Annotated in this window: 16 protein-coding genes; 11 read left to right on the forward strand and 5 right to left on the reverse strand. The window is 60.1% G+C overall.

Translation table 11 applies throughout. The annotated features are described in order from the left end of the window. Nucleotides 1-16 precede the first annotated feature (16 nt). From kdpA to AAAV44_RS02005, 4 genes are all read left to right on the forward strand, one after another. A complete protein-coding gene (gene kdpA / locus AAAV44_RS01990) occupies nt 17-1,840 on the forward strand; it encodes a potassium-transporting ATPase subunit KdpA (protein WP_349114301.1) in 1,824 nt (607 codons plus the stop codon). Between the two features lie 15 nt (nt 1,841-1,855). After that, nucleotides 1,856-3,916: a potassium-transporting ATPase subunit KdpB gene (gene kdpB / locus AAAV44_RS01995; RefSeq protein ID WP_349114303.1), complete on the forward strand. Its 2,061-nt coding sequence runs from the start codon at nt 1,856-1,858 to the stop codon at nt 3,914-3,916. Nucleotides 3,917-3,928: 12 nt separating this feature from the next. Further along, complete coding sequence (gene kdpC / locus AAAV44_RS02000; protein ID WP_195621788.1) at nt 3,929-4,519, forward strand: potassium-transporting ATPase subunit KdpC; 591 nt, start codon at nt 3,929-3,931, stop codon at nt 4,517-4,519. 246 nt (nt 4,520-4,765) lie between these two features. Beyond that, a complete protein-coding gene (locus AAAV44_RS02005) occupies nt 4,766-6,715 on the forward strand; it encodes an NAD(P)/FAD-dependent oxidoreductase (RefSeq protein WP_349114305.1) in 1,950 nt (649 codons plus the stop codon). Between the two features lie 117 nt (nt 6,716-6,832). Here AAAV44_RS02005 and AAAV44_RS02010 read toward each other — a convergent pair whose 3' ends face one another. From AAAV44_RS02010 to AAAV44_RS02020, 3 genes are all read right to left on the reverse strand, one after another. After that, on the reverse strand, nt 6,833-7,474 hold the full coding sequence (locus AAAV44_RS02010; protein WP_055309683.1) for an RpiB/LacA/LacB family sugar-phosphate isomerase: 642 nt from the start codon (nt 7,472-7,474) through the stop codon (nt 6,833-6,835). Between the two features lie 140 nt (nt 7,475-7,614). Continuing rightward, entirely contained in the window at nt 7,615-8,424 is an 810-nt protein-coding gene (locus AAAV44_RS02015) for a gluconate 5-dehydrogenase (RefSeq protein ID WP_138114095.1), read from the reverse strand. Nucleotides 8,425-8,584: 160 nt separating this feature from the next. Next, nucleotides 8,585-9,277, reverse strand: a complete 693-nt coding sequence (locus AAAV44_RS02020) for a FadR/GntR family transcriptional regulator (protein WP_349091151.1) — start codon at nt 9,275-9,277, stop codon at nt 8,585-8,587. A gap of 234 nt (nt 9,278-9,511) precedes the next feature. Between AAAV44_RS02020 and AAAV44_RS02025 the strand changes: the two genes are divergently transcribed. Both AAAV44_RS02025 and ilvD read left to right on the forward strand, forming a co-directional pair. After that, nucleotides 9,512-10,873: a gluconate:H+ symporter gene (locus AAAV44_RS02025; RefSeq protein WP_349109715.1), complete on the forward strand. Its 1,362-nt coding sequence runs from the start codon at nt 9,512-9,514 to the stop codon at nt 10,871-10,873. Nucleotides 10,874-10,981: 108 nt separating this feature from the next. Continuing rightward, nucleotides 10,982-12,760 carry a dihydroxy-acid dehydratase gene (gene ilvD / locus AAAV44_RS02030; protein WP_349114308.1) on the forward strand — a complete coding sequence of 593 codons (1,779 nt, stop codon included), beginning with the start codon at nt 10,982-10,984 and terminating at the stop codon, nt 12,758-12,760. A gap of 189 nt (nt 12,761-12,949) precedes the next feature. Here ilvD and AAAV44_RS02035 read toward each other — a convergent pair whose 3' ends face one another. Beyond that, nucleotides 12,950-13,291, reverse strand: a complete 342-nt coding sequence (locus AAAV44_RS02035; RefSeq protein ID WP_349114310.1) for an ArsC/Spx/MgsR family protein — start codon at nt 13,289-13,291, stop codon at nt 12,950-12,952. Nucleotides 13,292-13,811: 520 nt separating this feature from the next. Here AAAV44_RS02035 and AAAV44_RS02040 point away from each other — a divergent pair. The 5 genes from AAAV44_RS02040 (at nt 13,812) to AAAV44_RS02060 (ending at nt 18,184) form a co-directional block, all read left to right on the forward strand. Then, entirely contained in the window at nt 13,812-15,251 is a 1,440-nt protein-coding gene (locus AAAV44_RS02040; protein ID WP_035136865.1) for an MDR family MFS transporter, read from the forward strand. A 3-nt stretch (nt 15,252-15,254) separates the two neighbouring features. Continuing rightward, the gene (locus AAAV44_RS02045) at nt 15,255-15,761 is read left to right on the forward strand and encodes a CBS domain-containing protein (RefSeq protein WP_006234745.1); all 507 of its coding nucleotides are present in this window, start codon (nt 15,255-15,257) and stop codon (nt 15,759-15,761) included. A gap of 174 nt (nt 15,762-15,935) precedes the next feature. Further along, nucleotides 15,936-16,244, forward strand: coding sequence for an MGMT family protein (locus AAAV44_RS02050; RefSeq protein WP_349114312.1), 309 nt, complete (start codon nt 15,936-15,938; stop codon nt 16,242-16,244). A 585-nt stretch (nt 16,245-16,829) separates the two neighbouring features. Continuing rightward, complete coding sequence (locus AAAV44_RS02055; RefSeq protein WP_349114314.1) at nt 16,830-17,165, forward strand: hypothetical protein; 336 nt, start codon at nt 16,830-16,832, stop codon at nt 17,163-17,165. Between the two features lie 5 nt (nt 17,166-17,170). Beyond that, complete coding sequence (locus tag AAAV44_RS02060; RefSeq protein WP_349114316.1) at nt 17,171-18,184, forward strand: hypothetical protein; 1,014 nt, start codon at nt 17,171-17,173, stop codon at nt 18,182-18,184. A gap of 88 nt (nt 18,185-18,272) precedes the next feature. Here the strand turns inward: AAAV44_RS02060 and AAAV44_RS02065 are convergent, their stop codons facing one another. Next, complete coding sequence (locus AAAV44_RS02065; protein ID WP_349114318.1) at nt 18,273-19,364, reverse strand: ATP-binding protein; 1,092 nt, start codon at nt 19,362-19,364, stop codon at nt 18,273-18,275. Nucleotides 19,365-19,426 lie beyond the last annotated feature (62 nt).

Below are 19,426 nucleotides of genomic sequence, written 5' to 3' on the forward strand. Positions count from 1 at the left end.
GAGTGATTCGTAAACTATGGATGCTGCGATTCAGTACATCTTGTACTTTGCCGTGCTCGTCGTCTTGGCCGTTCCGCTCGGTCGGTTCATGGCCCATATCATGGATGGTGAGCATACGTTCCTGTCGCCTGTGATTGCTCCTGTGGAGCGTGGCGTCTATCGTCTGCTTCGCATCGACGCGGCAGAGCAGATGGGGTGTAGGCGCTATCTGGCGAGCGTGCTGGTCTTTTCGGGGATCGGCCTCGTGGCTCTTGTGGCACTCCAGGTGCTTCAGTCTTTCTTGCCAGGCAATCCCCAGCACCTGCCGGGTGTGTCATGGGACCTGTCGTTCAATACGGCTGCTTCCTTCATAACCAACACCAACTGGCAATCCTATTCCGGTGAGACCACCCTGTCCTACTTTGTGCAGTTCATGGGCCTCACCGTGCAAAACTTCTTGTCCGCCGGCACCGGTATTGCGGTCATGTTCGCGCTCATCCGCGGTTTCCGTCAGGTCAAGGAGCAGGGTCTGGGTTCCTTCTGGGTCGACCTCACCCGCACCGTCCTGTATGTGCTCATCCCGCTGAACCTCGTGTTCGGCATCTGCCTGGCTGCCGGTGGCGTTATCTCCAATTTTCAGCCGGCTCAGAAGGCTGAGCTCGTAGAGCCCGTTGCTGTCCAGCCTAATGCAGACGGCGGTTGGAGCGTCATCGACGGCGCCCAGATTGAGGGCGACACGGTCAAGGTCGACGGCAAGGTCGTCGAGGGCGCCCGCGTGGTCACCGAGCAGTTTTTGCCCCAGGGTCCTGCGGCCAGCCAGGTTGCCATCAAACAATCCGGCACCAACGGCGGCGGCTTCTTTGGCGCGAACTCTGCGCATCCGTATGAGAACCCCAATGCCTTCACCAACATCATCGAGATGACCAGCTTGCTGCTGATTCCGGTCGCCTGCTGCTTCACCTTCGGCATCGGTGTCAAGAATGCCAGGCAGGGCAAGGCCATCTTCGCGGCGATGTTTATCCTGCTCGTGGTCTTTACCGGCATCATCGTCGTTAACGAGCATATGGGTACGCCGCAGCTGGCAGATGGCGGCGCGGTCAACATCGAGATGACCGATGGCCAGGCGGGCGGCAACATGGAGGGCAAGGAGAGCCGCTTTGGCATCGCCTCCTCTTCTACCTGGTCCGCTTTCACGACGGCTGCTTCCAACGGCTCGGTCAACTCCATGCACGACTCCTACACCCCGCTCGGCGGGTTTGTCCAGATGCTCCAGATAGCGCTGGGCGAGGTGGTGTTCGGCGGCGTGGGCTGCGGCCTGTACGGCATGATCGGCTTCGCCATCCTCACGGTATTTATCGCCGGCCTTATGGTCGGCCGCACGCCCGAGTTCCTGGGCAAGAAGATCGAGCCGACCGAGATGCGCTGGGCGGTGGTTCTGTGTCTCGCCACCCCGTTCGCCATTCTGGTGAGCTCCACTATCGCCTGCATGGTGCCCGGTCTTGTCGACCAACTCAACAACGGCGGGGCGCATGGCTTCTCCGAGGTCCTGTACACCCTTACTTCGGCTGGCGGCAACAACGGCTCCTCATTCGCCGGCATGAACTGCAACATCCCGTGGATCAACGTGCTGCTGGGTATCGAGATGCTGTTCGCGCGGTTCCTGCCGATTGCGGGCACGCTCGCCATCGCGGGCTCGCTGGCCGGGAAGGGCAAGGTCGCCGAGGGCGCCGGCACGCTTTCCACCACCAATGCCATGTTCGTGTTCCTGCTGGTATTCGTCGTTCTGCTGATTGGCGCCCTGAGCTTCTTCCCGGCGTTGGCGCTTGGTCCCGTTGCCGAATTCTTCCAGATGGTTGCGTAAAGGAGTCGCAGATTTATGGCTATGCAAAAAGACATGATGAGCCGCGCGGTGCGCGATTCATTTGCCAAGCTTGACCCTCGTGTCCAGGTCCAAAACCCGGTCATGTTCCTGGTGTGGCTGTCGGCCGCCATGACCTCCATTCTGGCTATCGCCTCAATTATTGGGGTACAGGACGCCGACGTCCCCACGTACTATGTGATCGCCATTGCCGTCATTCTCTGGCTGACCGACCTCTTTTCAAATTTTGCCGAGGCGCTTGCCGAGGGCCGCGGTAAGGCGCAGGCAGATTCCCTGCGCGCGGCGAAAAAGGACGTCGAGGCCCATCGCATCGAGTCCGTCGAGGATAAGGACCGTTTCACGGTCGTTCCCGGTACCGAGCTCTCACGCGGGGATCTGGTGGTCGTGCGCGCCGGCGAGCAGATTCCGGGAGACGGCGATGTCATCGAGGGTGCCGCCTCGGTTGATGAGTCGGCCATCACCGGCGAGTCTGCACCCGTGGTTCGTGAGGCTGGCGGCGACCGTTCTGCCGTCACTGGCGGCACTACCGTGCTTTCCGATTGGATTGTGGTGAAAATTACCAGCGAGCCTGGCCAGAGCTTCCTGGATAAGATGATCGCCATGGTCGAGGGCGCCGCCCGCAAGAAGACCCCCAACGAGGTCGCGCTCGAGATCTTTCTGGTTGCTCTGTCCGTCATCTTCATCCTCGTGACGATCGCACTGTATTGCTACTCGAGTTTCTCTGCAGGACTCAACGGTATGGCGAATCCCACCGCTGTGACCACGCTCGTTGCCTTGCTCGTCTGTCTGGCGCCCACCACCATTGGTGCGCTGCTGTCCGCCATTGGCATCGCCGGCATGAGCCGACTGAACGAGGCCAACGTGCTGGCCATGTCCGGCCGCGCCATCGAGGCCGCCGGCGACGTCGACATCCTCATGCTCGATAAGACCGGTACCATCACCTTGGGCAACCGCCAGGCCGCTGAGTTCATTCCGGTCGACGGTGTCGATCCGGCAGAACTCGCCGATGCTGCGCAGCTGTCCTCTCTGGCGGATGAGACCCCCGAGGGCCGCTCCATCGTCGTGCTCGCCAAGGAGCAGTTTGGGCTGCGCGGCCGCACACTCGAGGATAAGGGCATGGAGTTCATCCCCTTCACCGCGGCGACCCGCATGTCCGGTGTGAACTACGCCGACAGCGAGATTCGCAAGGGTGCGGCCGATTCCGTTCGCGCTTATGTGGAGGCTGCCGGAGGAGTGTTTTCGAAGGAGTGCGACGAGGCCGTCGAACGCATTGCGAAGGTGGGCGGCACCCCGTTGGTCGTGGCAAAGGACCGACGTGTGCTGGGCGTCGTCTACCTTAAGGACATCATCAAGTCCGGCGTGAAGGAGAAGTTCGCCGACCTGCGCCGCATGGGTATCAAGACCATCATGGTGACGGGTGATAATCCGCTGACGGCCGCCGCCATCGCAGCCGAGGCGGGCGTGGACGACTTCCTGGCCGAGGCCACCCCCGAGGGCAAGCTCGAGAAGATCCGCGCGTTCCAGCATGAGGGCCATCTGGTCGCGATGACCGGCGACGGCACCAACGACGCGCCGGCGCTGGCGCAGGCGGATGTCGCCGTGGCCATGAACACGGGAACCCAGGCTGCCAAGGAGGCCGGCAACATGGTCGACCTCGACTCCAGCCCCACCAAGCTCATCGATATCGTGCGTATCGGCAAGCAACTGCTCATGACCCGCGGCTCGCTCACGACCTTCTCGGTCGCCAACGACGTCGCCAAGTATTTCGCCATTATCCCGGCGCTATTCTCGCCGATCTACCCCGGGTTGGACGCCCTCAACATCCTGGGGCTCACCAGCCCGTTGACTGCCGTGCTGTCCGCCATTATCTACAACGCGCTGGTCATCGTCGCGCTGATTCCTGCCGCCCTGAAAGGCGTGAAGTACCGCGAGCTTTCGTCCGGCCAGCTGCTGACCCACAACCTGCTGGTGTGGGGTCTGGGCGGTATCGTGGCGCCGTTCGTATTCATCAAGATTATCGACATGCTGCTGGCCTTGTTCGGCATTGGCATGATGTAGACGGAGGTTTGTATGTTCAAAGGTATCGCATCGCGCGCACTTGGCGTGTTCGCGCTGTTTACCATCGTCTGCGGCCTGGGATACACGCTCGTGGTGACCGGCGTCGCGCAGCTTGCGTTTCCGTACCAGGCGAACGGTTCACTCATTACGGTCGACGGCAAGGTTGTGGGTTCCGAGCTCATCGGCCAGAACTTCGATGATGAAGCCCACATGTGGGGTCGTATCCAGAACGTGTCAATTGTCGAAGGCGAAGACGGCGAACTCATGGCGTATGGTGCCCCGTCCAACCTGTCCCCGGCGAGTGAGGAGTATCGGCAGCTGATAGATGCGCGCGTGAAGAAGATTCGCGCCGCCAATCCCGATGCCGATATGGACGCTGTGCCCGTCGACCTGGTGACGTGTTCGGGGTCCGGCCTCGACCCGGAGATCTCTCCGGATGCCGCCGAGTACCAGGTCCCGCGCCTTGCCAAAGCCACGGGCAAAAGTGAGGACGAGGTGCACGACATCATCGCCGCGTGCACCAAGGGTCGTTTCCTCGGCGTGTTCGGCGAGCCCACGGTCAACGTGCTCAAGGTGAACCTTATGCTGGACGGCGTGCTGTAGGTGAAGGAGCGGCGGATGAGGGCATGACTGACTATCTGAGCCCTCAATTCCACCCCGCCCATCAGTTGCGGTGAAATACGGACTGTCTTGGCTGTCAAAGGCCTTATCTACTCCGTATTCCACCGCAACTTTTTTGTGGGTCGATACGTAGGCAGGGGAGTGCGTGCGGTCGGGTACCGTGCGGTTGCTGGTACGATAGATAAGTCAGCAACTGCCGCCGAGCGGCTCAAATGAAAGGAACCCTGTATGGAGTCCTCCGCCTATCCGATGCTCTTTAGCCCGATCAAGGTCGGTACGACCGAGGTCAAGAACCGCGTCTTTATGCCGCCGGTGTCCACCAACCTGGCCGATCATGGCTATGTGACCGACGACTTGGTCGATCATTACCGTGCCCGCGCCAAGGGCGGCGTGGGCCTCATCATCACCGAGGTCGTGACGGTCGAGCCTACCTATACCTATCTGCCGGGTGACATGTGCTGCTACGACGACACGTTTATCCCTGGCTGGGAAAAGCTCGCCGCGGCCGTCCACGAGTATGGCTGCAAGATCATGCCGCAGCTCTTCCACCCCGCCTACATGGCCTTTAACATTCCGGGCACGCCGCGCCTGATCGCTCCGTCCTTCGTGGGACCGTCCTATGCCCGCGAGGCACCGCGTCCTATCACGGTGGATGAGATCCACGAGCTCACGCATCAGTTCGGTGACGCTGCCGTGCGCATGCAGAAGGCCGGTGTCGATGGCGTCGAGGTCCATGCGGCGCACGCCCACGGCATGCTCGGCGGTTTCTTGACCCCGCTCTATAACAAGCGTACCGATGAGTACGGCGGCTCGCTCGACGCCCGCATGCGCTTTTTGCTCGAGGTCATCGCCGAGATTCGCGAGCGCTGCGGCAAGGACTTTATCATCGACGTCCGCATCTCGGGCGATGAATACACCGATGGCGGTCTGACCCTCAACGACATGATCTACGTCTCGCGTCGCCTGGAGAAGGCCGGCGTCGACATGATTCATGTGTCGGGCGGCACCACCATCAAGCGCGGTTCCGCGATTCCTGCCGCCGGTACCCAGCAGGCCTCGCACGCTGCCTGCTCGCGCGAGATCAAAAAGCACGTCAACATTCCTGTCGCCACCGTCGGCCGCATCAACGAGGCCTGGATCGCCGAGGAGCTGATCGAGGACGGCGCTGCCGACATCTGCATGATGGGCCGCGCCAATCTGTGCGATGCCGAGTTCTGCAATAAGGCCGCTGCCGGCAACGCCGACGACATCCGCCCCTGCATCGGCTGCCTGCGCTGCCTGAACGGCATTATGTTTGGCAAGCGCATCTCCTGCACCGTCAATCCCGATGTTGAGCGCGACGAGGCCGGCTACGAGCCTGCCGCCGAGGCTAAGAACGTGCTGGTTGTGGGCGCTGGTCCTGCGGGCATGGAGGCAGCCTACATTGCTGCCAAGCGCGGCCACAACGTAGTGCTCGTGGATAAGCAGGACGAGCCGGGTGGCGAGATGCGCATCGCGGCCGTTCCGCCGGCAAAGCAGGAACTCACCCGCGTGATCAAGTATCAGTACCGTCGCCTGGCCGAGGTCGGCGTGAAGTGCGTATTTGGCACCGAGCTTACTGCCGAGGACATTCAGCGTGACTACGCCGGCTACGAGGTCGTCCTGGCCTATGGCGCCGAGCCCATCGCCCCGGCCTTCATGCAGGGATTTAAGCAGGTCATGACGGCTGACGACCTGTTGGGCGGCAAGGCTTTCCCGGGCAAGAAGATTGTCATCGTGGGCGGCGGCACCGTCGGTTGCGAGACGGCCGACTACCTGGCCCCGTTGGTCAATGACCTCTCGCCGGCCAATCGCGACGTCACCGTCATCGAGATGACCAAGACGCTCGCCGCCAACGAGGGCGGCGCCGGTCGCGCGGTGCTCATCACGCGCATGCTCTCCAAGGGCGTTCACGTGCTGACCGAGGCCAAGGTGACCGAGATTACCGAGGATGCCATCAGCTACGAGAAGGATGGCGAGATTCACACCATCGCCGATGCCGATACGCTGGTACTTGCCATGGGCTATCGTCCCAATACCAAGTTGGCCGACGACCTTGCCGCTGCCGGTGTTGCCACCCACGTGTTGGGTGACGCCAACAAGTGCGGCAACATCCGCGACGCCATCGGCGATGGCTACAAGGTTGCCTGCGAGCTCTAGTCAACCCTTTGGTGCATGGGGCTGACCCCGCGGCACCGGTCGATAGATAACAAAAAGCGGCGGCCGTCCCGTGCGTGGGACGGCCGCCGCTTGCGTTAGCTGCAATGAGTCGTGCGATTAGAGCCCCAGGATCTCCTTGACCTTGGCGATGATGGCCTCGTCGGTGGCGTTGGCAAAGAAGTACTCCTGGAAGTGCTCGCCGGCAAGTGCGCCCTTCACCAGGTCCTGATCGATCTCGCCCAGGACGTCGACGAGCGGACGCATGGTCACAGCGCGCACGCCGTCGAGGATCTTCTTGTTACGCTGCTCGGGCTCAACACGCTCGGCGGGGTAGCCGTTGCCCGAACCAAAGCCAAAGAGCTTCTCGAAGGTGTACTCAAGGTTGAGCTCCTGGCCCCAGCCGTTCTTGAGGGCGAAGGGCATGGCGACAGCGTTACCGTCGTTGACCTGGGCAAAGGTGTAGGCATCGAGCGGGTCGGCAACATGGCCGCACAGCACGCCGGGGAAGGAGTTGCAGGCGAGCATGGCGCCCTCGCCGGTGCCACAGCCGGTCACGACGTAGTCGGCAGCGCCGGAGTTGAGCAGCACGGCGGCCAGGATGCCGTTCTGCACATAGGTGAGGGGTTTGGAGTCGGCGTCGGCATACATGCCATAGTTAAAGACGGTGTGGCCCATGGGCTCGACAACCTTCTTAAGGGCAGCCTCGATCATAGGGTTCTTGGAGTTCTGAGAGTTCTCATTGATCAGAGCGATCTTCATTGCGAATTACCTTTCTATTTCTAACTTGCGGTGAAATACGGACTGTTTTGCCTGATAGAAGCCAAAACCAATCCTTATCTCACCGCAACTCAAATGAAAAACGAGTGGATGAAACCTGATATGGGCAGTTGCGGCGACGCTTATTGAGGCTGCTTTCCAATGTATGCGAGGATTCCGCCGTCGACATAGAGGATGTGGCCGTTGACGAAGTTCGACGCGTCGGAAGCCAAGAACACGGCGGGGCCCTTCAGATCCTCGGGCGTGCCCCAGCGGGCGGCCGGCGTCTTGGCAATGATGAACTGGTCAAACGGGTGACGGCTGCCGTCGGGCTGCGTCTCGCGCAGCGGCGCGGTCTGCGGCGTGGCGATGTAGCCGGGCCCAATGCCGTTGCACTGGATGTTGGCCTCGCCAAATTCGGAGCAGATGTTCTTGGTGAGCATCTTGAGTCCGCCCTTGGCGGCGGCATAGCCGGCGATGGTCTCGCGGCCCAGCTCGCTCATCATCGAGCAGATGTTGATGATCTTGCCGTGGCCCTTGGCGATCATGCCGGGCAGGCAGGCCTTGGACACGATAAACGGTGCGTTGAGGTCAATATCGACGACGCGGCGGAAGTCCTCGGCGCTCATGTCGAGCATCGGGGTGCGCTGGATGACGCCAGCGTTGTTGACCAGGATATCGGGCGTGGTGCCAAAGTCGGCCTCAATCTTGGCGATGAGCTCGGCGACGACGGCCTCGTCGGTGACGTCTGCCACGTAACCATGAGCCTCAAAGCCCAGCTCGCGGTAGTGCTTCTCGGCCTCGGCGACCTTGTCGGCGTGACGTGCGTTAAAGGCGATCTTGGCGCCAGCCTCTCCGAGCGCCTCGGCGATAGCCATGCCAATGCCATAGGTGGCGCCGGTTACCAGTGCGACCTTGCCGTCCAGACGGAAGCTGTCCATAAGATCAGACATAGCGATCCTTTCAAAAGAAACGTTCATCTATATTTATCTTGCTTTTAATACAAGCTCAGTATAGGAGAAGCCGCGTAACAGGCACCCTTTATTTCCTAAAATCAGGTGAACGTTCACTTTTAAAAGGTGAGCGGCAGAAAAGTCCCTGCCGTGCGGACCTCTACTCGCTTTTTGCCTGCGCGCCCTCTGCAATCATGTTGCGGTTGTACACCAGATGCAAATACATCGCATCATGCGCTGCGGTGGGGTTGCGCGCGGCGATGGCGTCGGCCACGCCACGGTGGGTGCGGATGGTCTCCTCAACCAGCTTTTTGCCGGTCACGTCAATAAACAGGGGAACCGACGCCTTGAGCACGCCCATCAGGCGGGGAACGACGAGGTTTCCGGAGCTCTCGGCAATGGCATTGTGGAACGCGGTGTCGGCGGCGGAGTAATCCTCACCGGCCTCGGCCAGGCGCTCGGATTCGTCGCAGAGCTCTTTGATACAGACGACCTGGTCGTTGGTTGCGTGCTCGGCTGCCATGCGTGCAATCTGCGGCTCGATCATAAAGCGCACCTCGAGTAGGTCGCGCGCCAGACGCTGCTTGTCATCGATAAAGGTAAAGCCCAGCGGGTCGTCGGCAACGCCGGGGTTTGAGGCCACATAGGTGCCCGAGCCCTGCTTAATGCGCACGATGTTGCGCGACTGCAGCAGCTTCATGGCCTCGCGCACCGTGCTCCTGCCGGCGCCCAGGCGCTCGACGAGCACGGCCTCCTTGGGCAGGCGATCGCCTTGCTCAAGATGCTCATCCAAGATCAATTGAATGATTTTCTCGGAAATCTGCTCGGGGAGTCCCGAATCGGCTCGTGCCACGCTTCACCTCATATCAAAAGAATTCATCAGAGCTATTCTAACTCATTCAACAGAAGCCGCGGCGGTTCGCTCCGACAACGGAGAGCTGTAAGTAGCCGTTTACCGTCAAAAACAGATCGTTCAGGAAATACATCAGATGTATTTTGAAAAAAGTTTCCCTTTTAAACATCAGACCTATTGAAAACACGCTATAGTCTAAGGCGAATTCAAAAGGTCTGATGAATTGGAGGAAAGATGTCAGACCCAACGTTTATGGCCGACCCCACCAGGCTGGTCATCGCCGCCATCGTGGGCATTGCGCTGCTGCTTGCGCTCATCATTAAGTTCAAGCTGCATCCCGTGCTTTCGATGATGGTCTCGGCGCTCGCGATCGGCATCGGCGCCGGTATGCCGCTCGACCTGGTGGCGGACACTGTCACCAAGGGCGTGGGCACCACGCTGCAAAACATCGCCCTGCTCATTGGCCTGGGCTCGATGTTTGGTCAGATTCTTGAAGAGAGCGGCGGCGCCAAGAAGATTGCCCAGACCTTTATCGATACCTTTGGGCAGGGTCACTCCAGCTGGGCGCTGGGCATTACCGGTCTGGTCATCGGCACCACGGTGTTCTTTGAGGCCGGCGTGGTCGTTTTGATCCCGCTTGCGTTTAGCGTGGCATCGCAGACCAAGAAGTCGACGCTCTACTACGGCATCGCGCTGCTCGCGGGACTTGCCGCTGGCTATGCGTTTGTGCCGCCATCGGCCGGGTCGGTTTTGGTCGCCGGCACGCTCGGTGTCGACCTGGGCACCATGATTCTCGTCGGTATCCCCACCGCCTTCATCGCCATGGCGATTGCCGGCGTCATCTGGGGCCGCAACGTGGGCGGCCGCATCTTTACGGACGTTCCCGAGCATTTCACTTCCGCCGAGGGTGCGAGCGACGAAAAGGAGCTTCCCTCCTTTGGCATGGTGCTCGCCATCGTGCTCACGCCGCTTTGTCTGATTTTGCTGGGCACGTTGTCCTCTTATATCCCCATGCCCGCCGAACTCGCCTCGATTCTTGCCTTCCTGGGCAAGCCGTTCGTCGCTTTGACGCTCGCCACACTCGTCGCGATGTATCTGCTGGGCGCGCGGCGCGGCTACTCCGGCGCCGAGCTCAAGGCCTTGCTCGACCGCTCTCTTAAGCCCGTCGGCATGATCTTGCTGGTTATCGCTTGCGGCGGCGTCATTCGCTGGATGCTGCAAGACTGCGGCTTGGGCCAGGTTATCGGCCCTATGCTCGAGGCCTCACCGCTGCCTTTGGTGGTCGTTGCCTTTTTGATTGCCGTCATGGTGCGCGCCTCTGTTGGCAGCTCCATCGTCGCTATGACCATGGCATCGGGCATTATGGCCGCCATGCCCGCGGTTGCCGGAGCCTCAGTGCTCATGCGCGCCGCTATCTGTCTTGCTATCTGCGGCGGTGCCACGGCCCTCTCGCACGTCAACGATGCCGGTTTTTGGATGTGCTCCTCGTTCCTGGAGATTGACGAGAAGACCACCCTCAAGTCCTGGACCGTTATGGAGACGCTCATCGGCCTTTCGGGTCTTGCCTGCGCCCTGGTGATTTCGTTCTTCGCCTAGTTCGCGTAGCTAAGCATCTTCCGCCGAGTGCATCGCTCGGTACCCATTTACACCTGATTCATTAACCAACGATTGGTACAACCGTTCAAATCAAAAGAGGAGAGCATCATGGACGAGAAGACCAAGGTACAGATTCAGCAGGAGGCAGCCGACCTGGTTGCCAAGCTGCAGCCGCGTTCCGGCAAGTTTCGCACCATCAGCCCCGAGATGGACCCGCTGCGCCTGGGCTCTGGCTGGTCCATCGAGGACCTGGACAAGCCGCAGGTCATTATCGAGTCGACGTTTGGCGACTCGCACCCGGGTTCTGCCGGCCTGTTTGAGCTGGTCGAGGAGGTCCGTGCCGGCGTTGCCGAGGCTGGCGGTCACGGTGCCCGTTACTTCTGCACCGATATCTGCGACGGCGAGGCCCAGGGACACGACGGCATTAACTACTCGCTGCCCAGCCGCGACATGATCGCCAACATGATCGAGATCCATGCCAAGGCCACCCCGTTCGACGCCGGCGTCTTTGTCGCCAGCTGCGATAAGGGCCTGCCTGCGAACCTTATGGCCATGGGCCGCATCAACATTCCCTCCATCGTCGTTACCGGCGGTGTCATGGATGCCGGTCCCGATCTGTTGACCCTGGAGCAGCTCGGCGCGATTTCTGCCCGCTACGAGCGCGGCGAGATCTCCCGCGAGGAGCTTGAGTTTGCCAAGCACAACGCCTGCCCCAGCTGCGGCGCCTGCTCGTTTATGGGCACCGCGTCGACCATGCAGGTTACCGCCGAGGCCCTGGGCCTTATGCTCCCCGGCACAGCCCTGCTGCCCGCCACCAGCTCCGACCTGCGTGAGTTTGCGCGCGAGGCCGGCCGTCAGTCCGTGTGGCTCTCCGAGCACAACCTGAGTCCGCGTGACATCGTGACCAAGGAGTCCTTCGAGAACCTCATCATGGTCCATGGCGCCATTTCGGGCTCCACCAACTCGCTGCTGCATATCCCCGCGATTGCCCGCGAGTTTGGCATCGAGATGTTCGCCGACGACTTCGATCGCCTGCACCGTGGTGCCCACTACCTGCTTAACGTCCGTCCCGCAGGTGAGTGGCCGGCGCAGTTCTTCTACTATGCAGGTGGCGTGCCGCGCATCATGGAGGAGATCAAGTCGATGCTTCACCTCGATGTCATGACCGTCACCGGCAAGACTCTCGGCGAAAACCTCGAGGACCTTAAGAACAACGGTTACTACGAGAAGTGCGGCCGCTACCTGGAGAAGTGGAACCTCAAGCGCGAGGACATCATCCGTCCGTTTGACCAGGCTTTTGGTACCGACGGCTCTATTGCCATCCTTCACGGCAACCTTGCCCCCGAGGGCGCCGTCGTCAAGCACACGGTTGTTCCGCGCGAGATGTTCCAGGCCACGCTTAAGGCCCGTCCGTTCGATTGCGAGGAGGACGCCATCCACGCCGTCCTGACGCACGAGGTCAAGCCCGGTGACGCCGTCATCATTCGCTATGAGGGTCCCAAGGGCTCCGGCATGCCCGAGATGTTCTACACCACCGAGGCTATCGCCAGCGACCCCGAGCTGGGCGCGAGCATTGCCCTGATCACTGACGGCCGCTTCTCCGGCGCCTCCAAGGGCCCGGCTATCGGACACGTTTCGCCCGAGGCTGCCGTGGGCGGCCCGATTGCCCTGATCGAGGAGGGCGACCTTATCCGGATCAACATCCCCGAGCGCTCGCTGTCCATCGTGGGCATCGCCGGCAAGGAGATGGAGCCGGCCGAGGTCGACGCCGTCCTGGCCGAGCGTCGCGCCGCTTGGAAGCCCAAGGCTAATCGTTACACCTCCGGCACGCTCAAGTTCTTTACCGAACATGCAGTTTCCGCCATCCAGGGTGGCTACATGGAGTAGCGTCCGTGCGCATCGATTCCCTCTCATAGATGTGCGGCACAAAGAGCCCCGAGTTCAGCCACGTCACCGGGGCGCGTTGTTCAGCGCCGCCGGGGCGCTCCACTCAAACGACAAGAGACGTCTTACGCAAGCGCCCGCGTCCGTGGATAAAACCACGGGCGTGGGCGCTTCACTTTATTCCCAGCCGCTTTATTCCCAGCCCCTCCACACGTCAGGCTCGTAGCCAACGGTTGCCTGGCGGCCGTTGCGAACGATGGGCTCACGAAGAATCTGCTGGTTATCGAGCACCTTTTCGAACTTCTGGTCGGCAGCAAGATACTGTACGAGCGCAACCGTGTCGGCATCTTTCGCCTTTGGATCGATCACAGCGTCGATCCCGCCGACGGCGCGCGCCACGCTTTCGAGCTCGCCTTTGCTCATCCCCTTTTCCTTCAAGTCGATGAACTGGAACTTCACACGACGTTCCTTGAAATAGCGCTGCGCCTTCTTAGTATCGAAGCTTTTCTTCGTGCCGAATATCTGGATGTTCATACGTACCGCCTTCGCTCAATTCTCGTCCGTCCATGATACGACAAGGGAGCCGAGCAAAAACAGAGCAGGCGGAGATGGAGGAGGACGGCGACCGACCGTCGGCAAGAGTCGGCCGGATCGGACTGGCGCCCAGCGCGCGCCGGCGACACGCTCGCAGCTGCACACATAGCCGATGTACAAGCTCGCCGCGGCGTTCCCTCGCCCCGCGGTGTGGCGATAGAGAAGCACGCCACCCGTCAACGATGGCGCCTCGGTGAAGAAAATCAACGTCTGGGTTACATCCCTTGAAAGGGGCGAAGACGGCTGCTAGAATACCTCCCCGCTATGAAGGATTTGACCAAAGCATACATCGCAATTCGGCGGCCCCTGGTATACGGGGCCTCTCCTGTTGTTCCCCAAATGCGCTCTGAGCAGCCGCTTTCTTCCTGTCGTATCTGATGCACGCATAGCACGTGCATGTTATTTCGCCCGTGGGCCGGCGCGCCTTCGGCGAAGAATCGAATAGATACGAAGGAAGCTTATGTCTGATAATTGTACGGTCGCGCCCGCCAATGGGCGCATTACCGGTACCCAGATCCGCATCGTCGCGGTCGTCGTCCTGGGTGCCTTCTTGGCGCTACTGAACCAAACGGTGATGTCGCCTGCGCTGCCGGTCATCATGTCCGATTTCGCCATCGATGCCTCGACTGCCCAGTGGATCATGTCCATATACCCGCTGGTGAGCGGCATCATGGTCCCCGTTTCGGCGTTCCTTATCGACAAGTTCAGCACCCGCGCGCTATTCTTCGGGGCGACGCTGGTGTTCGCGCTGGGCACGCTGCTGTGCGCCGCAGCCCCTGATTTCCTGTTCCTCATCATCGGTCGCGTGTTGCAAGCGGCGGGCTCAGGCGTGCTCATGCCGCTTGTCTCGGTGGTTCCCATGCTGGTGTTCCCCGTCGAGAAACGAGGAACGGCTATGGGCATGGCGGGCATCGTCATGTCGGCGGGTCCCGCGGTCGGCCCCGTCGTAGGCGGTGCGGTGATCGACACGTACGGCTGGCGCACCATGATCGGCGCCATCGTCCCCCTCGCAATTCTCGTGCTGGTGCTGGGCGTGTTCATGCTGAAAAACGTGGGCGAGCTGAAGAACCCCAAGCTCGACCTGCCCTCGGTCGTCCTCTCCACCATCGCCTTCGGCGGACTTCTCTACGGGTTCTCGAGCGCCTCGTCGATGGGTTGGGGCAACCCCGTGGTGCTCGGCTCGATCGTCGCGGGTGTCGTGTGCTTGGTGCTGTTCGTCGTACGCCAGGGCAAAATCGAGGACCCGCTGCTTCAACTGGGCACGCTCAAGACGCGCGAGTTCCGCGTGGCCGCCATCATCGTCACGCTCATCAACGCCGCATGCCTGGTCACCAACACGCTGTTGCCGTTGCTGCTGCAAACCTCGCTTGGCGCTTCGGCCTTCGAAACCGGCATGGCCATGCTTCCCGCCGCGGCGGTGGGCATCATCATCAGCCCTATCTCCGGCGTGGTGTTCGACAAGTTCGGTCCGCGTGCCATCTCGATCGTCGGCCTGGCCCTCATGACCGGCGCCCTGTTCCTGCTCTCGCTTTCGACGGTAAACACGCCCATCTTGGTGGTTGCGCTGTTCTGCATGCTGCAGTCCGCCGGCCAGTCGCTCGCGAACATGCCGGTGAACACATGGGGTGTCAATGCCTTGAAAAATGACATGATTGCCCACGGCAACGCCATCGCGAACACCGGCCGCCAGGTCGCCGGCGGTTTGTGCACGGCGCTCATCATCACGGTCATGACAAGCGTCACCGCGTCGGCCGGCGTCGATGCGAGCATCCAAGTAGCCACCGCCGTGGGCGCGGGCGTCGCTTACAAGGTGTGCGCGGCAATCGGCCTCGTTTCCCTTATCTGCGCCATATTCAGCGTGCGCACCAAGAAAACCGCACCGAAAACGAAGGAGGCATAAGCGATGTCCGAGATTCTGTCCGAGCGCATCCCGCTCGAGCTCGAGGGGACGCCCGTTTCGAGCATCATGATTGAAGAGCCGTTCACCTGCACGCAGGATTGCACGATTTCCGACGTGGTGCGCATGCTCGCCGAAAACGAGGTGAGCAGCATGCCCGTAATCGATGAGCGCAACCAGGTGGTCGGGTTCATCTCCGACGGCGATGTCATGGGAGCCATCGCGCAGCATCGCGCTCACACCATCTTCACGGGCGGCGACGCGTCCATGCTGTACTTCGACGATCAGAGCCTTGAGCAGCGCATCGAAGACCTGAAGGATCGCTGCGTCATGGATTTCGCGACGCGCCAGGTAGTGTGTGCCCGTCCCGAGCAGAGCATCGCCCGCGTCGCCGCGCTGCTGGCGAAGAAGAAGTTCAAGAAGCTTCCTGTGGTTGATGACGAGGGCAAACTCGTGGGGGTCATCCGCCGCTCCGCCATCACCAAATACATCTTCGGCATCCTTTTCCAATAGGGGCAGGTCGCACTTGAGGCGAACATCTCGAGGCATCGAGCCAGCAACTGGACCAGACAGCCTTGACACGCACGCGCTTTCCCTCGATGCTTCGGTAAGGGGAGCTGCGAAAATCGCAGCACGGGTGATCGGCGCCGCGCCCCCGAAGGCAAAAGCGAACACGGGAGCGATACGATGGGAAAAGTCCTGGACGAAGATTTGGTTTATGAGATTCTCTCCGTCGTGGCAGAGATTCCGGCGGGAGGCGTCGCCTCGTACGGTCAGATAGCGCGCCTCATCGGCAGGGAGAAAAACTCTCGCCTGGTCGGAGCGGTGCTGAGCGAGGCGGATCGCTACGGCGATTATCCCTGCCACCGCGTCGTCAACCACGCGGGACGCCTCGCGCCAAACTTCCCCGACCAGCGAGCACTACTGACGGAGGAAGGAGTCGCCTTCCGAGACAACGGCTGCGTCGACATGAAAAAGCACCAGTGGAACGAGTAGCCAGGCAGCGTAGCGTCGAAAGGAGCGACGCCACGGGGAACGACCTGCGCCCCGCCGCCGGACAACCTATGGCAAAGTGACACGTCCCACAAAGAGCGGCGCACCAGTACGAGACACGACCGCGACGTAAAAAGACCCTATGATACTCGTAAGCACCTATCTGATTGCCCGCCTCGAGGTACCCAAAGAACGAGAGATGCCGAAACCCCTAGACAAAGAAAAAGGTCGGGAGCTTTTATGCTTCCGACCTGAAGTTTCATGGTCGCGGGGGGCGGATTTGAACCACCGACCTTTGGGTTATGAGGTCGCTACGACGTTGTTTCATTCAGACATTTCGACCCAAATTGAAGTCAATATAACTCCAGGTCATTTGATGTTTTCATAGATTTACGAAAGAAAAGTACGCGGAATAATTCGACCCAAATTCGACCCACAACGAGCTTGAAAGCGGTCAGGCGGAGCATTACCCTTGGGGTGTGACCCCACGCAGGGCCCACCACCAAGGGTAATGCCCACCCGCCCCAGCCCTTTGCGCCATTCCGCGCAACCGAGCGCGATTCTCAGGCACTTCAGGCAAGGAACACGATGAACGACCGACCTCTCGTCATAGGCAAAGGAACGAAGCAACGCCGCGACAAATACACGTGGCGCTACCGTCACAGCCTCGGCAAGGATCCGGTCACGGGCAAATACCGCTATTCGCCGTGGCAGACCATACATACCACCAAAAGCCGAGAGGTCGACGCCGCACTCGAAGCCTACAAGGCAGAACTCAACAGCGGCACCTACGTCCAAAAATCGAGGGACACCGTCGGCTCGTACGCAAAAAAGTTCCACGACAACCGCGAAGGAACCATCACGCCGCTCGCCTACCCGACATCCTACTCAATCGAGAACCGGACGCGCACATCACATGCGTGATGCTCATGCTCGACACCGACATGAGAAGGGCAGAAGCCCTCGGGATGACGTGGTCCGATGTCTCCGTCGAGAACAGAAGCATCCTCATTGAGCAGCAGTTCGCGGCCGATCGAAGCGTTCGCTCGCCCAAAAGCAAGAAAAGCGTGCGGAGGATCTCGATAAGCGAGACGCTGACGTCGTATCTCGAATTCTGGAAAAAGGAGCAGGCCCGCGAAATGGAAGCCTTCGGCCTGGAACAAGTCAAAGGCACTCCGCTCGTCCACTCATTCGAACGAACGAAAGACAGGCATCCCCAAGTCAACTTCATGGACCTGAATGGGTTTTCGCGCTGGTTCAGAAACTTCAGCGTCGAGAACGGGTTCGGCAAGTTCGAAGGCGTTCGAACATACCATTATGTGAAGGAAACTGTCGACGGGGAAACGATTTCGAAGCGTTATGAGCATAAAGAGTGGCTCGAATTGAGGGATTACCTCAGGAAGCATCCCAAGGTTCGCGAGGCGAGGCATATCAGCACATATGAGAGCGAGCACCTTCCTTACGGATATTCGGGCCTATCGAGCCACACCGCTACTGCCGCTACTGCCCGCTACTGCCCGCCAGCTTCCGAACCAGCGGGCGGTAGCAGCACCCCGAACATCTCGCCGACAGCGCAGAGAGTCATCGACCTGGCGGCCAAGGCCGACATCGAGGACGTGATGCTGTGCGACCTGCCCGGCGTCCTGTCCTTCCTAGGGCTGCCACCTGAGACGGAGATGCCGCCGGGCAACAAGGGGAAGACGAAGCTCAAGAAGCTCTACAGGAAGGTGGCGCCGAACAAGGCATACCACTCCGGCGAGCGCGCCAAGGATTTGATCTCGCTCCTCGACATGGCAGAGATCAGGGCATCGGCGCCCGTCCAAGAATTGGGATGCAGTTCAATACGAGCTCGGGGCTCTTTTCGTCTAGATTGGGGACGCATGGCCGGACGAAAACAATTTGCGTCTGGTAATAAGCGTACGAAAGCGCAATTTACGTCTTAATTCCGGACGCAAATCAAGACGTAAACCGTTTGCGTCTGCTATAAATCCGCACGAAAACGGTTTTCGTCTTGCAGGGCAGTTGTCGTTTCTACAGTTCAACTTCCAGTTCGGCTTTGTGTTCGCAGAGGTAGTCGCGCATGTAGGGGATGGCAAATGAGACCTTGCCGTACGAAGGAGCCTCGATAATCGATTCTCTTAACAGGCGGCTGCGGACGGAGCTCACCTGTTGAGGCGTTTTGTTTAGGGCATCGGCAACCATGCTGGTCGAGCTCGTCTGCCCCAAAGACGCCATGCTCAGCAGATAAGCGATGCACGTGGGCGGAATGCGCTGCAGCGCGGGCTCAATCACCATGGCGCAGAAGCGTTCGCGTGCCGTTGCAATGCCGCGCTCGGCTTCTTCTTCTCCAATAATCGGTGTATGTGCGCGTCTTGCCAACTGCCATGCGTAGTATCCAACGAGTTGGATCATGAAAGGATAACCTTGCGTTGCCTCGGCAAGTTGGCCGGCAATACCTGGCTGCAACTCCATGCCAGACGCTTCAATGGTTTCCTCGAGGGAGTACGACACTTCGGTCACTGCCACAGCCTTCAGGTCAAAGGGGAGGGCACGGCGCAAAAACGTAAGTGTCTTTCCGTTGATGATGCTTTCAATCATCGAAGGCAGCCCCGCAAAAACAAAGGCGATATCAAGGTCTTCGCCGATAACCTGCTGAATCGCAATGGAGAGCGTTCGGACCTCATCGAGCTCTGCGTCTTGAACCTCGTCGAGAGTGATGAGCAGGCCATTTTCATTCTTGGATATTGTCTGTCTCATGGCGTCGCGTAGCGATGGACCGATTCGCTCAATGTCTATGCTGCCGATGGATATGCCAGCTACGGTGGGCTCAAATCTGGCGTGTTTGGCCTGGAATTTGGGCTGCAGCTGTTCGAGAATGCGCTGGCAAAGTCCCTCGGTTGCGACCTCTTTTATGACCGTCCAGCCACGGCTTTGCGCCAAACGTGAGCACTCGTCAAGGAGGACCGTCTTGCCTGTTCCACGGACGCCGGCTATGCGCATTAGGCGCCCCGGGGCACCAGGCCCGTTGACGAGGCCTTCATTGAATTCTTCGAGTACATCTTCGCGGCCGATAATCGTGGGGGGTGTTTTACCTGCTGTGGGCTTAAAAGGGTTTGTTTGCATGTGAGCCACCTTTGCTCAAGATATAGCAAGATATAGCAAAGTATAGCAAGATATAGCAAAGT

The organism is Collinsella sp. CLA-AP-H1, assembly GCF_040092945.1.
Lineage (GTDB): Bacteria > Actinomycetota > Coriobacteriia > Coriobacteriales > Coriobacteriaceae > Collinsella.

What these genes read in the sequence shown, in the direction of transcription:
- kdpA (WP_349114301.1), top strand. Translation starts at nt 17, where the DNA reads ATGGATGCTGCGATTCAGTACATCTTGTACTTTGCCGTGCTCGTCGTC.
- kdpB (WP_349114303.1), top strand. Translation starts at nt 1,856, where the DNA reads ATGGCTATGCAAAAAGACATGATGAGCCGCGCGGTGCGCGATTCATTT.
- kdpC (WP_195621788.1), top strand. Translation starts at nt 3,929, where the DNA reads ATGTTCAAAGGTATCGCATCGCGCGCACTTGGCGTGTTCGCGCTGTTT.
- AAAV44_RS02005 (WP_349114305.1), top strand. Translation starts at nt 4,766, where the DNA reads ATGGAGTCCTCCGCCTATCCGATGCTCTTTAGCCCGATCAAGGTCGGT.
- AAAV44_RS02010 (WP_055309683.1), bottom strand. Translation starts at nt 7,474, where the DNA reads ATGAAGATCGCTCTGATCAATGAGAACTCTCAGAACTCCAAGAACCCT.
- AAAV44_RS02015 (WP_138114095.1), bottom strand. Translation starts at nt 8,424, where the DNA reads ATGTCTGATCTTATGGACAGCTTCCGTCTGGACGGCAAGGTCGCACTG.
- AAAV44_RS02025 (WP_349109715.1), top strand. Translation starts at nt 9,512, where the DNA reads ATGTCAGACCCAACGTTTATGGCCGACCCCACCAGGCTGGTCATCGCC.
- ilvD (WP_349114308.1), top strand. Translation starts at nt 10,982, where the DNA reads ATGGACGAGAAGACCAAGGTACAGATTCAGCAGGAGGCAGCCGACCTG.
- AAAV44_RS02035 (WP_349114310.1), bottom strand. Translation starts at nt 13,291, where the DNA reads ATGAACATCCAGATATTCGGCACGAAGAAAAGCTTCGATACTAAGAAG.
- AAAV44_RS02040 (WP_035136865.1), top strand. Translation starts at nt 13,812, where the DNA reads ATGTCTGATAATTGTACGGTCGCGCCCGCCAATGGGCGCATTACCGGT.
- AAAV44_RS02045 (WP_006234745.1), top strand. Translation starts at nt 15,255, where the DNA reads ATGTCCGAGATTCTGTCCGAGCGCATCCCGCTCGAGCTCGAGGGGACG.
- AAAV44_RS02050 (WP_349114312.1), top strand. Translation starts at nt 15,936, where the DNA reads ATGGGAAAAGTCCTGGACGAAGATTTGGTTTATGAGATTCTCTCCGTC.
- AAAV44_RS02055 (WP_349114314.1), top strand. Translation starts at nt 16,830, where the DNA reads ATGAACGACCGACCTCTCGTCATAGGCAAAGGAACGAAGCAACGCCGC.
- AAAV44_RS02060 (WP_349114316.1), top strand. Translation starts at nt 17,171, where the DNA reads ATGCTCGACACCGACATGAGAAGGGCAGAAGCCCTCGGGATGACGTGG.
- AAAV44_RS02065 (WP_349114318.1), bottom strand. Translation starts at nt 19,364, where the DNA reads ATGCAAACAAACCCTTTTAAGCCCACAGCAGGTAAAACACCCCCCACG.